Source organism: Rhizobium sp. PvP014 (assembly GCF_017876855.1).
In the GTDB taxonomy this organism is placed as follows: Bacteria; Pseudomonadota; Alphaproteobacteria; order Rhizobiales; family Rhizobiaceae; genus Neorhizobium; species Neorhizobium soli.
In genome coordinates this window covers 1-13,899 of record NZ_JAGIOT010000004.1, presented here as the reverse complement: position 1 = coordinate 13,899, position 13,899 = coordinate 1, and the positions used below count along the sequence as shown (strand labels likewise).

Here is a 13,899-nt window from a genome sequence, read left to right as displayed (position 1 = left end):
AAGAGCCGGACCAGCGACTCGCTAGAATCACCTGAGGTGCAGATCTGCACATAGGCACGCGGTGAAGTAGATGATTTCTGTCCGCATGACCTTGTTCAAGCGGAGATCATCATGCGGATATTGACCGTCGCGCCCGAGAAATACGAGCGCCATCGCGACTTCCTGAGACAGATGCACCGTCTTCGAGCGACGGTATTTGGCGGTCGTCTCGCCTGGGACGTCTCCATTACCGCAGGAGAAGAGCGCGATCAGTACGATAATTGCAGGCCGACTTATCTTCTGGCAATTACTGACGGCGGACCCGTCGCAGGTTGCGTTCGTCTTCTTCCTGCTTCTGGCCCGACAATGCTGGAGCAGACCTTCCCCCACCTTCTCGATGGAGGTTCGCTTCGCCCGAATTCAGGCATGGTCGAGAGTTCGCGCTTCTGCGTCGATCATCGAATGGTCGATGGCAAGCAGCTACAGCGAGATCGTTACTGCCACCGATCTCCGCTTCGAGCGCATCCTGAAGTGAGCGGGATGGCCGATGCAGCGTCTCGGCGAACCGGCTCCGATCGGCAACACGATCGCTATCGCCGGAAGCCTGCCAGCCGACCGTGGCGGCTTTGAGCAGGTATGCTCGCAGGCTTACCGTTCGACCCCGCAGATCGATGGGTCATCGCTCCGGAGCGCTGCGTGACCCAGCTCCGCTCCCATCCCCGCCTGGTCCGCAAACTACAGGACGCGCTTGGCGACCAACTGTGCATCGCCCTCGATGACGCCACCGTCGTCGAGATCATGCTCAATCCGGACGGCAGGTTGTTCATCGAGCGGCTGGGGCACGGCGTTGCACCTGCCGGCGCAATGAGCTCTGCTGCAGCCGAAGTTGTCATCGGCAGTGTTGCGCATGCCCTGCAGTCGGAGGCCGACAATGAGCGGCCGATCATCTCAGGCGAACTTCCGATTGGCGGACACCGCTTCGAGGGCCTGTTACCGCCGGTGGTCTCCGGACCAGCATTCACCATCCGCCGCCGAGCCTCGCGTCTTATTCCACTGACCGAGTATGTGAAGTCGAAGGTGATGACCGAAGCCCAGGCATCGGCAATTCGAAGCGCGATCGACGCTCGGATGAACATCGTCATCTCGGGTGGCACGGGATCGGGCAAGACCACACTCGCCAACGCCATCATCGCCGAGATCGTCACTGCGGCCCCGGACGATCGGATGGTCATTCTCGAAGACACCGCCGAAATCCAGTGTGCAGCGGAAAACGCTGTTTCGCTCCACACCAGCGATACTATCGACATGGCTCGTCTCCTGAAAAGCACGATGCGCCAGCGTCCCGACCGAATCATCGTTGGCGAGGTCCGGGACGGTGCGGCGCTAACACTGCTCAAGGCCTCAAACACCGGCCATCCGGGCGGTGTCATCACGATCCATTCTAACACCGCGATGCCAGCCTTGCGCCGGCTGGAGCAACTGACGGCGGAAGGCTGACAGCAGCCAATGCAGGAGGTGATCGGCGAGGCCGTCGATCTCGTCGTCTCTATTGAGCGAACGGGAAAGGGGAGGCGGGTCCGTGAGGCGATCCACATCGAAGGATACCGCAACGGCCGCTATCAGACCGAACATTATGCCCAGATCGATGAGGACAGCCATGTCGCGTAACATCTCCATTCTTCTCACCGGCGCAACGCTTGTCGCCATCTCTGTCGGCTTTAGCTATTCCGCATGCGCTTCCTCGGGTGGAGGCGGTCTTCCCTGGGAATCGCCACTGCAACAGATCCAGCAATCAATCACTGGACCTGTGGCCGGGTTCATTGCGCTGGCCCGCTGTCGCCATGCTGATCTTCGGAGGCGAGCTGAATGATTTCGCGAGACGGCTTTGCTACGTCGCGCTGGTTGGGGTGTCCTGCTTGGAGCCACCCAGATCGTCGCTCTCTTCGGCGCCACCGGAGCCTCCATTGGCGAGGGCCACTCACAGGCCGAGCAAGGAACTCCCGAACCGAAGACGACGGCAGCCACAACGGGGGAGGGGGCTCATGGCTGAGGCCGGCTCTTCTCTGGCACGCTCGCGTGTGCACAGGGGCGTTATCGCGTCCAAACTGTTGATAAGCGCCGACCGCGAGCTCGTGCTGCTGACGGCGTTGGCCGCCATCATCCTGATCTTCGTCGTTCTGACCTGGTACGCGGCCCTGTTCGGCATCGTGATCTGGCTGGTCGCAGTCGCGGCGCTGCGCATGATGGCCAAATCCGATCCACTGATATGCCGGGTCTATCTCCGCCACATCTCCTACAAGACGTCCTATCGCGCGACGTCGTCGCCGTGGCCCAAGTTCTAAAGTAGTTGAGATGGTAGCGCTCAAATCATTCCGCCATTCCGGACCATCATTTGTCGATCTGGTGCCTTATGCCGGCCTCGTCGATAATGGGGTCATCCTGCTGAAAGACGGCTCCCTGATAGCCGGCTTGTATTTCGCCGGGCCGGATAGCAAGAGCTCGACCGACGCCGAGCGCAACGAGGTCTCGCGCCAGATCAACGCCATCCTTTCGCGGCTCGGCTCCGGATGGATGATACAGGTCGAGGCGGTGCCCGTGCCGACCGGTGATTATCCCACAGACGCTGAACCCCACTTTCCCGATCTTGTCACGCGCGCCATCGACGATGAGCGACGAGTGCACTTTCAGACGGAAAGGGGGCATTACGAGAGCGGGCATGCGCTGATCCTGACCTGACGACTACCAAAGCCGCGGCGCTCCGGGGTGACGTGCTATTTCTATTCGGATGCAGCCAGACACTCTGCCTCCTATGCCGGTAATTACTGGAACGCTCCCTTACCCAAATCCGCCGGATGATGACGCCGGAAACGTCAAACAGCGCCAAGCCTAGGTGGATCTGCTATCCAGCTAAGGGGAAGCCTCGCCTTAAATTTTGGTTGGCGCTAGGTGGCTCATACCCAGCCGAATAACGTTTTTGATACGAAAAACCCGCACAGGCTGGCAGGCTAGTTGTGCGGGTCAACTTCGTAATCTAAGAGCGGGGAGGAAGCTAAGTCCTCGTCCTTGCACCATCAGTATAGCTATTTGTAAGGCGTCTGCAACAACGCGGTCTTACTTCGTATGTTCGGAACATGCAAATCCTGCTTCGCTATTCGAGAAGCTCATCGAGACGAACAATGTTTGGAAACAAACTGGCCTGAAGACCATGGTAACGGTGATGGGCCGTGGCGCCTCTGGAGTGAACACGAGCTTGGTTAAGCCCGCCTAGGCTACAACATCGACCAACCACAACATAGGAGTCGTTGCATGCATTATCGAGGGAAGCTTGATAGTGTTGGTGGGCTCCAAATATGCCTTGAGACCGGGCGCGGTGGCTGAAGTCAGCTCACAGGCTTTAAACTCGGGATACCAGCTCTTCGTCGGCTGCATAGAGGGCTTCGGCCGCAGCTCCAAAAAGCTCATCCAGCTCCTCGCTCATATTTTCGCCTCCCTCATGAGTTCCTCAAGCCCCTCCCCGTAGCTGAAGCCTTGCTCGTTGCAGAACTCCTTGAACCGATTGGTCAGCTCAAGCGGTGCCCGCACATAGACTGTGTCTTGGATCTGGTTTCTACCTCGGTTTTTGAGCATACGAGTATGAAACTCGGTTGAGGCCGACGCAGTCGTCTTGTGCCTGTTTTGAGTGTTTTTCACTTCGCTCTGCTTAACTTGCGGCAATGTTGACGCATCTTCGGCCCTGTCCACCAGTTCCTTCAGTGCCTCCGGATATGACATCCTATTTCTTTCGCAGAACTGAAGAAAGCGATTGAAGGTCGTAATTGGCGGCCGGATGCTTAGATTTGCTGGGGCTCGGCTGGCTTGCGACGGCTCATGATATGGATAGGTTCCCTGGCCACTAAGCCATGGCGATCTCCAATTTCATCGATCTTGGCGTCTGGGGCCGTTGATGCCTCCTCCGCATCCGGCTTGATGCTGGCAATTTTGCTGCGAAGGTCAAAGGTCTTAACTGTCATGCTGCAGCCCTCGCGTCGATGACAAGTCCAATAAGTTCTCCGCCAACCGCATGGCGTTGTCTCGCGCCGCCGGCAGGCCATTCACTTACCTCCCGTCGATTTGATAGAGGTCGAGTTGATGGAGAAAGATTGCTTTATAGGCTGATCGCTCCCTGAACGCTAGGCAGCAGATGCGCGGGCCAGATCCTTCGCTCTATCGAATACCTCCATGACTTCAGCATGACTACGGTTTTCATTGAAGGTTGGAACTGCAACGGGATCGTTGTCGACGATCACGGCATCAAGCAATGTAAAGACCGGATATGCTCGAAATCCGTGTCCTTATCGATCACCTTGAGGATGGCACTAAACGACTATCTGCGAACGGCTTCTTCGAAGTGTGGTTCGGTCGCCTCTTCACGGTCATAGTTGTGTTGCGTCCAATGCCTTGGCTCGCGGATCAAATCCTGCGCCTGGATCAGGATTTCGAGGTTGGTCAGAGTTTCGGGGTTGGCCATCACCTTCTCTTTCGCCAGCTCGATGATGCGAGCGGGTTTTGGTGTGAGTTTGTGGGGACGGTGCCAGTACGGAGCGTTGTGCCAACACTCGAGCCATGGGTGGCATGGCATATGCAGCTTCCGCTGCTTGATGTTCTGCGCCTCCCCCGTATGGCTGTCGTTGAACTCAGCGATCAGCTCGTCGTCGCCGACCGCCTTAAGAAGCAAGTCCTTCGCGGGGCCGTAGGGTGGCCTTGATCGCTTTCACGAGATCCGGATCGGCCTCATAGAAGATCGTGGCGCGGTGGACGGTCTGGAAATCAGGCATCGGTTGCGCTTTCGGTTATTTGGGTAATGTATCTCGTCCCAAGGTTGCAGGAATAGGCAAATCTTCGACGCGAGCATCACGCCACACGATGTGCTGGCTGGTGTGGCTGTCGCAGGTCTCGGGTTGAGTGTAGATGCTGGTCTCGATCACCTCGATCTGAAGGATCAGCTTCCTGCGCCAGTTGGTCCGGTATCGGGTGCGGCCGGTCAGCTTCTCGGTCATAAGCGCCCCCGTTGGTTCGCGATGGCCGCGTCGATCTCGGTCGGATGGACTTCGTACAGACCCAGCCGCAGCATCAGGATGTTCAGATCGGGGTCGTCGATCGCGATGGCGCGTTCAGCGAGGGAGCCGAGGATGTTGCGAAAGATCACGACTGGCATCCGCAGCGCCCAGGCGGTCGGATTATTCTCGACTAGCTCTTTGAGCAGGTTCGGGGTGTGGACTTTCCACTTCATCGCATGATGTCTTTCGATGCGAGGATCTGGTTCATGGCTCGAGTGATGTGATCAAGCATGGAAGCGTACATTTCGAGGGGATCAGGCACGGTTTTGCTCCATACGGATCGCAGATCGAGGATCTGGATCGCGGATCTGGATCGGATGTGCATTTCCCGGTGTTACAGCCGGGAGCTACAGCGCGATGAGGGGGTTGGGTGGTGTATCGCTCCCCTGCGGGGGAGGATGGCCGTCTGTGGCGCCGCAGTGCTGGCTTATCACCAGCGGGTGGAAGGCGGTTCCGTCGGGAAATAGGCCCAGTCGGTTCTCTTAGGTTATTCTTAGTTTATTATACTCTCTTTTTCTTCTTTAGGCCAAAGTTAAAGAAAAAATAGAAGATACTAAGAAAAAGCGGTTCAACTCCAAACATTCAGGCCGATGGAAGTTTAATCAACTCACTTCCACACCTGCTGGTGAATACACCACACTGGCGATCCCGACTCCGAGCCTGATCCCGACTAGGAACCTCGACCTGCACCCCACATAGCACAGGGCATGGTAGTGCTAGCCTGTCCGTATATATAGGACGCTTTCTCCAACGCAACCGAGCTGTGTTTGGGACGCATGCGAATTAGGACCACGGACCGGCCCCGAAGAGTGACTACTCCCTTCCCCGTCCCATCCGTGGTCCTCAACCGTGCGTCCCATCCAAGTTCTGAGACCCCCGGGTTAGCTTTGAGCGGTCCTGAGCCGCGAGCACTGTATGTTTGCCGATCCTGGACCGAAGCCGTGCCACAGGCTCGAAGGATTCGGGTTCGAGGCTCGGGACCGCGAGTTTATCGACTAGCCCGTCCCGTCCGGTCGTGGGCCTTCAAAAACGTCCAGATCAAAGTCAGCTGGTAGATCGCCGAGAATAAGGAAATGCTTCGGCCACATGCCGCGATTGACGTTCTAGATGTCGGCTCGAGAGCGTTGGGCGATCATGCCCCACTGATGATCTCCTGACCTTTGAAAGTCAATCGAACGCTCCCCCCAGAGGAAGAAAGGGAGAGCAGACCAAAGTTTACGTGCGACGGTCCTTACCCGTCACCTGCAGATTATTGCCCTTGCACCTGAAAGACCAGCGGAAGGGTAGTACGTATTTATCTGATAATACTGGCATGTTCCAAGTAATAGGGTTGGAAAAAGTCTTGGCAATTTTCCGATTCTCGGACTGCTATGATAGCCCCTTGGTCAACCGGTAATGATCTTTCGAGAAGGTCGGGTTGATTCAACTTGAATAACTGTGAAGCAGCAGTGTGATTGCGCTGCAGGGGACCAACTCCCATCTTGAGCCTATGAAACAAAATCATTCAAATACATACGATGTTCACCCGCCTGCGGCTGACGATCTATACGAGATACGCTTCTCGGATCCTGGTATCAGGGCGCTTTGGCAGATGCATCTTTACGGCAACGACGTCGGCCGGGTCCGAGCAAAGCAACTGAATACGGCAAAGGCGAATACTTCGGTCTGGTCATCGACCATGATTGTTGTCATCACCACCTGACATTTCGGTTTTGCATCGCGGCCAGGCACAGCATGTCACAGCCCAGCCGGTTTCATGAAGCGATGTGGTAATATCGTTTCAACATCACGACGCGTGAACGACACGAATTCCTGCACCTCACGATCCCTGGCAAACTTAGGACGAGGATTTTTTTCTCCGCGCCATGATGAGCCGTCCCAGTACACACCTTCCCTTCCGTCAAAAGTAGACCAGCCCGTTTTGCTTTTTTTGATACGAAGGCATTCTTCACACGCTAAGGCGTGGTTCCAACTTCGTTTAGAACCGCCCCAACTTGGTGGTATAATGCTCGTCAAGCATCCAAAATTTAATGTGGGTTTGATACAATAGCCGCATACTCGCTGGCACCAAATCGAATCGATCATCGAAGGTGGAAGATCGTATCCAATTGGCATTTGATCGTTGTAGATTGGAGCAAAAGTGTAGTCTTCGAACGAATTTAGATCTTTGATGGAAACATATTCCCCGCTTTCCAGAATGGCGTGCAGTCGTGTTATGCAAGCGTTCCGACCTAATTTCATTCTAAACCTCCAATCATATACATCATTGGGGCAGTATCATGTATATCTTATCTGGTCAATATCATATGCACGAAATGGCCGATAATTGACTCCAGTTGTTATACATGTAACTCCCACGAAAATGGGACGTAAGAAGCAGTGGACAGAACGAATTCAGTTACCGTTGGCCGAAGGCGCCACCGCGACGATTGACTCACTCCTAAATGTCGGTGAGGTTCGCCTGGATTTCATCAGAACAGCCATCGACAACGAGATCAAAAGACGTCGCAGGGACACAGACACTGCGATGCGAAGATCTCACAAGACTCAATCCGAGATTCCAACTGAGAAGCTTCCGGTCACAAAGAACCCGCGTTGAACCGTGATACTTTTCAAAGGTTTAGAGGGCGCTGGTGAGCCGACATCATATTCTTGGCGCTAGAGGCGCCCAGATGTCACGAGCCTCCAGTTACTGAAGTTTTCTGTTGCAACCACCTGAAGGTCTCGCCGTACATCATAGCCAAACGGTGTTCCAAATTTAAGGAAGTCTGACGGAAGTCCCCAGAGCAGTCAGCGTCATTTCCGGAAACACTCTCCATCCATTTCGCGACTGCTGGCCTCAATCTGATGGCAGGATATGGCCGTAAGAGATCATGGTGAAGGCGTTGAGAACTCCATCTCCCCATAGGCAAGGATTTTGTGACAGGACACACGTCCCCCTCGAGCCCAGGCCTTATGGCCTAGGCCCGCCGAGCAGTTTGCTCAACTGTCACTAATCTATTTGCATGACCGTCCGAGAGTACACGGAAGGGGACTACGATTTTTCTCTAAGGGAGTGGTTTTGGGTCCAATGAGGTCGAGAAACTTCGAGATATTTTCCGTTTTCTTACCGCTATCATGTCACCCTTGAGCCTCGATCTGTGCGGATTAAAAGGAACGCCACATCGCCTCGGTCGAAGTCGACATGCCGCAAGAGAATTTCAATCAGAGAGTTGACAACGATCTAATGTTACGTTCAATTCCTATTTACCGGAATTAAATTCGGCATACCGGACACTGCGTCCCAATGGTCTGCTGCACTGGCGGTCGTTCTCAACCGCCACAAACATAACTTCGTGGCGATTGCCAAATACCAACTCTATTGAAGTTCAAATCAACAAGGGGAACGCAAGATGAGTGACAAATCCAAAATAACCCGCAGATCCGCACTGACTTTGCTAGGCACAGGCGCCGCTGCACTCGCAGTGCCGATGATCATTCGTCCTCGGCCCGCCTGGGCTGCAAACGGCGTCATCAACGTCACCACCTATGACAAGTTTCTCCCGAAGGAATTCGTTGAACAATTCCAGAGAGACACGGGGATCGAAGTTAGGATCCGGCTGACCGATGACCAAGGTAAGCAGTACAATCTTCTGACTGCCGAGGGCGCAAATCCATCAACCGACATTGTTACGGTCGCCGGCCACCGCTACTCGCAGTTCATCAGCTCGAAGCTGATCCAGCCGCTCGACACGGCCAAAATTGCAAATTGGAAAAACCTCAACACCGCTTATCAGGACGCGCCTTGGGCACGGGTCGACGACAAGCTCTGGGGTCTGCCGATCCTGGCAGGATATGAGGGCCTTGCCCGCAATGTCGATTACGTCAAGGATGCGCCGAGCTGGCAGATCATGTTTGATCCCGAATACAAGGGACTGACGTCTTATATCGTCAGCGATTTCATGACCATCGCCATGCAGATGCTGGGGCATGATGGTGACTTCGTGACCTATCTCGACAAGGCGGACATCGCACAGAAGGCAACGAACGAAGCCCGCGACCTGCTCATCAAGCACAAGGATATGGTCCGCAAGTACTACGATGCGGGTTCGGAAGTGCAGCAGATGTTCATCAACGAGGATATCTATCTTGCCCACTCGTGGTCCGGCCCGGCTGCCAAGCTCATTATGGAAGGGCATCCGATCGAACTATCTGTGCCAAAGGAAGGCACATTCGGATTCTGCTACACGCTGAACGTCGTCAACAACGCGCCCAACGCTGAGAATGCGTACAAGCTGCTCAATGCGATCCTTGAAAGCCCAGAGGTCGGCGCGGCCATGACCCGCCAGTCGGGGTACAGTTCTACGATCAACGGCGTCGCAGACCTGCTGAACGATCGGGAGAAGCTTGCTTCAACGCTTCCTCAGGAGCAGCTCGATCGCATCATCTTCTTCTCGTCGGTCAATCGCGACATGAAAAACCAGATGATCGATCGTGCGACTGCAGAGGTCAAGGCGGCCTGACAACGCAGGGGCCTGCACGATCCGTGATCCCTTCCGGAGCGCTTCGGCGATCTCCGGGGGATGGTTGGTGATCTTGAGATTTTCAACCTGACCACGCGCGATGACGAACCGCCAGCTTAGGGCTGCGGAAAGTCGAGTTGCTCTAACCGAGATAGTTTCATGGCGGACATCAACAGGATAGCCGGGGATGCGGCAGGACGCGACGCCCCCGTACCCAAATATTCGACCGGCATTGCGCGGATCGTCAACTCCGCAATTTACCAGCACACTCTCGGCGCTGCCGTCGAGTCCCGCATCGGCCGTGTTGTGCTGCTGGCCGGCATCCCACTGGTCTGGCTCGTCATGCTGCATGTCGGTCCGATCTATCAGATGCTGAAGATCAGCCTTCTGTCCCGCTATCCCATCCCGGCGGGTGTGGAAGCGCACTACACGTTCGACAACTATGCGATCTTCTTTCAGGAGTCGCTTTACTTCACGCCGTTGATCAAGAGCTTCGTGTTCGCGACGGCGGCGACTGCGATCACGCTGATCGTCGTGTATCCGGTGGCGTATTATGTGGCAAAGATCGTCAAGCCCGAAGGTCGCTCAAAGGCATTGCTTCTGCTTCTGGTACCGTTCTGGGCAGGCGAACTGATACGCACATTCTCGGTCATCATGCTTCTGGCGAATCGCGGTGCGCTCAATGTTCTTCTGCGCGAAATCGGTTTGATCGACCGGCCCATTCCGATGCTTTATACTTCGTTCTCGCTCGGATTCGGCCTGATCTATCTGATCTGCCTCTATATGCTTCTGCCGCTATATTCGGCCATCGAAAAAATTCCATCGCAATATCTGGACGCTGCCGCCGACCTGGGCGCCGGACCGATCACGCGCTTCCGCCGGATCATTCTGCCCCTGTCCAAGGACGGGATCGTGTCCGGTTGCTCGCTTGTGTTTCTGACCTGCATCGGGGTCTTTGCAACTCCCATGCTGCTCGGCGGTCCGAATACGGTGTTGTTTCCTGAAACGATCAGTGGGTTCTTCCATGGCGCAAGCGACAAGTGGCCGGTTGGAGCCGCATTTGCGCTGATCATGCTGGTCACGGCGTTGATCACAGCTGGCATTTTCATGCGTGTCGTCGGCGGCAAGAAGGGGAGTGCGATCTGATGCGCAACACAGTTTCCGATGTTCCACGCACGACTTTGACTGCGATTTACTGGGTCTTCATCCTCTATCTGCTCCTGCCGCTCACCCTGATGATGGCAATGAGCTTCAAGGATGCCAATTTCGTCGCCTTCCCGATCAGCAACTGGACTTTTGACTGGTATGTCAGGGTCATGCAGGACAAGCAGTTCCTCGAGGCCTGCCTCTATTCCATCATGATCGCCGCGGCCTCCACATTGGGCGCGACCACGCTGGGAACCTGGATCGCCATGCTGATCGTCTCGAACGGCATCCGTGGCCGGACCATCATCTTTGCGCTCGCCTGCCTGCCCGCTGTGGTGCCGGGCATGATTTCAGCGATTTCGCTCCGCATATTCATCTCGACCATCGACATGCCGACGGGAACCGCTGCGATTATCCTTGGTCATACCGTGCACGCGGTTCCCTTCGTGGTGGTGATGGCTCTTACCCGTCTTCGTTCCATGCCGGGCAATCTGGTCGATGCCGCGCGCGATCTTGGGGCAGACAGTATCGTTGCGTTCTTCCGCGTGACGCTGCCCTATCTCGGGCCGGCACTTTTTGGCGGCATGATCTTCTGCGTGCTGCTCTCGATCGACGATTTCGTCCGCACCTTCTTCCTGGGTGGCTACCGCCCGACGCTTCCCATGCTGATCTTTGCGAAGGTGCAAGGCGGCATGTCTCCCGAAATCAATGCCATGGCGACGATCGTTCTGGTGGTTACGGCCGCTGTCGGATTGTACGCTGAATTCATCACCCGCCGCGCGAGGACCCGCTAATGGAACCCGTCGTCCAATTTGACAATGTCAGCAAAAGCTACGGCACGCATGTTGCGGTCGACAATCTCAACCTCAGCATCGAGGCGGGAAAATTCGTCACGCTGCTGGGACCCTCCGGCTGCGGCAAGTCGACGTCACTTCGGATGCTTGGCGGCTTCGAGACACCGACATCCGGCCGCATCATGCTGAGCGGCAAGGATGTTACCCGCGTCCCGCCCAACAAGCGCAACGTCAATATCGTGTTTCAGGATTATGCGCTATTTCCGCACATGAGCGTTGCCCGCAACATCGCCTTCGGTCTCGAACTGAAAGGCCTCGACAACCAGAGCATACACCGCCGGGTTTCCGAACTGCTGGAACTGGTTGAGCTGCAAGACTATGCCGGCCGCCTTCCGGCCGAGCTGTCGGGCGGTCAGCGTCAGCGTGTTGCGCTCATGCGTGCGCTTGCCCCGGATCCAGATGTGCTGTTGCTCGACGAACCGCTGTCAGCGCTTGATGCCAAGCTGCGCCAGCAGATGCAGATAGAGCTGAAATCGATCCAGGAAAAAACCGGCAAGACCTTTATGTTCGTGACGCACGACCAGGAAGAGGCGCTGACGATGTCCGATACGATCGTTGTGATGAACAAGGGGCGCATCGAACAGATGGGCGACCCGAATACGCTCTATGGCCGGCCGGGCTCGGTGTTCGTCGCAAACTTTATCGGCGAGACGAACCTTTTGCGGAGCACGGTGATCGGCTCGGAGGGCAACGAAACGTCGCTGAACTGGAACGGCGTCACCATCAAGGCAAATCCCGGCGGGCTCGCGCCGCGCGTCGGCGAGCATCTCTACGTAGTGTTGCGTCCGGAGGCTATCCACTGCTCGGCTTTCGAACCCGCAAGCGGCAATCGCATCAAGGGCAAGATCCGTCAGCGCGTGTTCAAGGGCAACCATACTTCGCTGATGGTCGAGGTCGAAGGCGGCGCCGTTCTCAACACGTTGGTTCACCCAAGCGAAGTGGCCCAGTTGGGCAATGAGGATGTCTGGCTCGGCTGGAAGACGGAGACAGCGACCGTCATTCCCGACCGGCATGCGGGCAAATGAGAAGGGTGTCTGCCTCTCAAAGAGTGAGACGCCAAGAAAGTTCGAGCATTCCATTCGAGCCCCAGATCTACCGGGCGCCGGAGGCAAATTATGGCCTATGATGTACAGAAACCGCTCCAATCAGCCGTAAACAGTCTGGCCGAGTTGGAATTGCGTGTGCGCGACGACCTTGCATGCCTGTGCTATCCGCCTGCAAGCTGGGTGGCGCCGACGGTCGGCGAGCCGCAGGTCCACGACGTCGTCGTCATCGGCGGCGGAATGTGCGGTCTGGTTGCCGGCTTCGCGCTCAGGGTTGCCGGCATTGCGAATATCCGTATCTTCGACCGCAATCGGGCTGGCATGGAAGGGCCCTGGGTCACCTACGCACGCATGGAAACCCTGCGATCGCCCAAGCAACTGACCGGTCCGGCTTATGGCATGGCATCGCTCACGTTCCGTGCCTATTTTACCGCTCGGTTCGGCAATGACGTATGGGCAGCGCTCGACAAGATCCCGCGCCCGATGTGGATGGAGTATCTCTGCTGGTATCGTAAGGTGCTGGATCTTCCGGTGGAAAACAGCGTCGAAGTGAAGACGATCAAGCCGGAGGGCGAGCTTATGCGGCTGACGCTTTGCGGCGACGGCGCGCGCGAAAGCTCGGTGCTTGCCCGCAAGGTGGTGATGGCAACCGGCCGCGATGGCATGGGTCGCCCCAGCATACCCGGTTTCGTCAACGATCTGCCGCAGGAATACTGGGCGCATTCGTCCTACGATATCGACTTTAAAGCCCTGCGCGGAAAACGGATCGTGGTCGTCGGCGTTGGCGCTTCTGCGGTCGACAACGCGGCTGAGGCACTGGAGGCGGGCGCAGCCGAAGTGCGACACCTCATTCGCCGAAAAGAGATGCCCCGCATCAATAAACTGATGGGCATAGGCTCGTTCGGGTTCACTGCGGCATTTCCAAAGCTCAGCGATGCCAGGCGCTGGCAGATCATGAACTATTCGCTACGCACGCAGACGCCGGCCCCCCGCGGTTCAACGATGCGTGTCAGCCGGCATCCGAATGCATATTTCCATTTCGACACGGCGGTTGAAAAGGTAAAACTCGACGGCGACGAAATCCTCATCGAAACAGCGCAGGGCAAGGCTTTGCGTGCCGATTTCATGATCCTCGGAACCGGTTTCGGGGTCGATCCGCTGGCGCGCAAGGAGCTTGATGGTTACGCGGACAAGATCTTGCTGTGGCAGGACCGCTTCACGCCGCCTCCTGGCGAAGAGAACGCAGACCTCGGGAAATTCCCGTATCTCGCCAATGACT

Annotated in this window: 12 protein-coding genes and 4 pseudogenes; 10 read left to right on the top strand and 6 right to left on the bottom strand. The window is 56.3% G+C overall.

Features of this window, described 5'->3' with window-relative positions; genetic code table 11:
• The first annotated feature begins 111 nt into the window (after positions 1 to 111).
• The 5 genes and pseudogenes from J3A65_RS23025 to J3A65_RS23005 form a co-directional block, all read left to right on the top strand.
• Positions 112 to 679, top strand: a pseudogene (locus J3A65_RS23025) (acyl-homoserine-lactone synthase).
• Positions 676 to 1,647 (top strand): annotated as a pseudogene (gene trbB, locus J3A65_RS23020) (P-type conjugative transfer ATPase TrbB). The pseudogenes J3A65_RS23025 and trbB overlap by 4 nt, the downstream one beginning before the upstream one ends.
• A pseudogene (locus J3A65_RS23015) lies at positions 1,637 to 2,029 on the top strand (TrbC/VirB2 family protein). The pseudogenes trbB and J3A65_RS23015 overlap by 11 nt, the downstream one beginning before the upstream one ends.
• Positions 2,022 to 2,321, top strand: a complete 300-nt coding sequence (locus J3A65_RS23010) for a conjugal transfer protein TrbD (RefSeq protein WP_209904219.1) — start codon at positions 2,022 to 2,024, stop codon at positions 2,319 to 2,321. Before J3A65_RS23015 ends, J3A65_RS23010 begins: the two are co-directional and overlap by 8 nt.
• 10 nt (positions 2,322 to 2,331) lie before the next feature.
• A pseudogene (locus J3A65_RS23005) lies at positions 2,332 to 2,799 on the top strand (conjugal transfer protein TrbE); the annotation flags it as partial.
• A 654-nt stretch (positions 2,800 to 3,453) separates the two neighbouring features.
• Here the strand turns inward: J3A65_RS23005 and J3A65_RS23430 are convergent.
• The 6 genes from J3A65_RS23430 to J3A65_RS22980 form a co-directional block, all read right to left on the bottom strand.
• Positions 3,454 to 3,750, bottom strand: coding sequence for a hypothetical protein (locus tag J3A65_RS23430; protein WP_245341770.1), 297 nt, complete (start codon positions 3,748 to 3,750; stop codon positions 3,454 to 3,456).
• Positions 3,751 to 3,809: 59 nt separating this feature from the next.
• Positions 3,810 to 3,989, bottom strand: coding sequence for a hypothetical protein (locus tag J3A65_RS23425; RefSeq protein ID WP_245341769.1), 180 nt, complete (start codon positions 3,987 to 3,989; stop codon positions 3,810 to 3,812).
• A 353-nt stretch (positions 3,990 to 4,342) separates the two neighbouring features.
• Positions 4,343 to 4,693, bottom strand: a complete 351-nt coding sequence (locus tag J3A65_RS22995) for a hypothetical protein (RefSeq protein WP_209904216.1) — start codon at positions 4,691 to 4,693, stop codon at positions 4,343 to 4,345.
• A gap of 115 nt (positions 4,694 to 4,808) precedes the next feature.
• Positions 4,809 to 5,015, bottom strand: coding sequence for a hypothetical protein (locus J3A65_RS22990; RefSeq protein ID WP_209904214.1), 207 nt, complete (start codon positions 5,013 to 5,015; stop codon positions 4,809 to 4,811).
• The gene (locus tag J3A65_RS22985; protein ID WP_209904212.1) at positions 5,012 to 5,248 is read right to left on the bottom strand and encodes a hypothetical protein; all 237 of its coding nucleotides are present in this window, start codon (positions 5,246 to 5,248) and stop codon (positions 5,012 to 5,014) included. Before J3A65_RS22985 ends, J3A65_RS22990 begins: the two co-directional genes overlap by 4 nt.
• A gap of 1,564 nt (positions 5,249 to 6,812) precedes the next feature.
• A complete protein-coding gene (locus J3A65_RS22980; protein ID WP_209904210.1) occupies positions 6,813 to 7,316 on the bottom strand; it encodes a hypothetical protein in 504 nt (167 codons plus the stop codon).
• Positions 7,317 to 8,467: 1,151 nt separating this feature from the next.
• Between J3A65_RS22980 and J3A65_RS22975 the strand changes: the two genes are divergently transcribed.
• From J3A65_RS22975 to J3A65_RS22955, 5 genes are all read left to right on the top strand, one after another.
• Positions 8,468 to 9,577, top strand: a complete 1,110-nt coding sequence (locus J3A65_RS22975) for an extracellular solute-binding protein (RefSeq protein WP_209904207.1) — start codon at positions 8,468 to 8,470, stop codon at positions 9,575 to 9,577.
• Between the two features lie 159 nt (positions 9,578 to 9,736).
• Positions 9,737 to 10,723, top strand: coding sequence for an ABC transporter permease (locus tag J3A65_RS22970; protein ID WP_209904205.1), 987 nt, complete (start codon positions 9,737 to 9,739; stop codon positions 10,721 to 10,723).
• A complete protein-coding gene (locus J3A65_RS22965) occupies positions 10,723 to 11,517 on the top strand; it encodes an ABC transporter permease (RefSeq protein WP_209904203.1) in 795 nt (264 codons plus the stop codon). The genes J3A65_RS22970 and J3A65_RS22965 overlap by 1 nt, the downstream gene beginning before the upstream one ends.
• Positions 11,517 to 12,602, top strand: coding sequence for an ABC transporter ATP-binding protein (locus J3A65_RS22960; RefSeq protein ID WP_209904200.1), 1,086 nt, complete (start codon positions 11,517 to 11,519; stop codon positions 12,600 to 12,602). Before J3A65_RS22965 ends, J3A65_RS22960 begins: the two co-directional genes overlap by 1 nt.
• 90 nt (positions 12,603 to 12,692) lie before the next feature.
• A partial coding sequence (locus J3A65_RS22955) for an NAD(P)/FAD-dependent oxidoreductase (RefSeq protein ID WP_209904198.1) occupies positions 12,693 to 13,899 on the top strand: 1,207 nt, incomplete at its 3' end.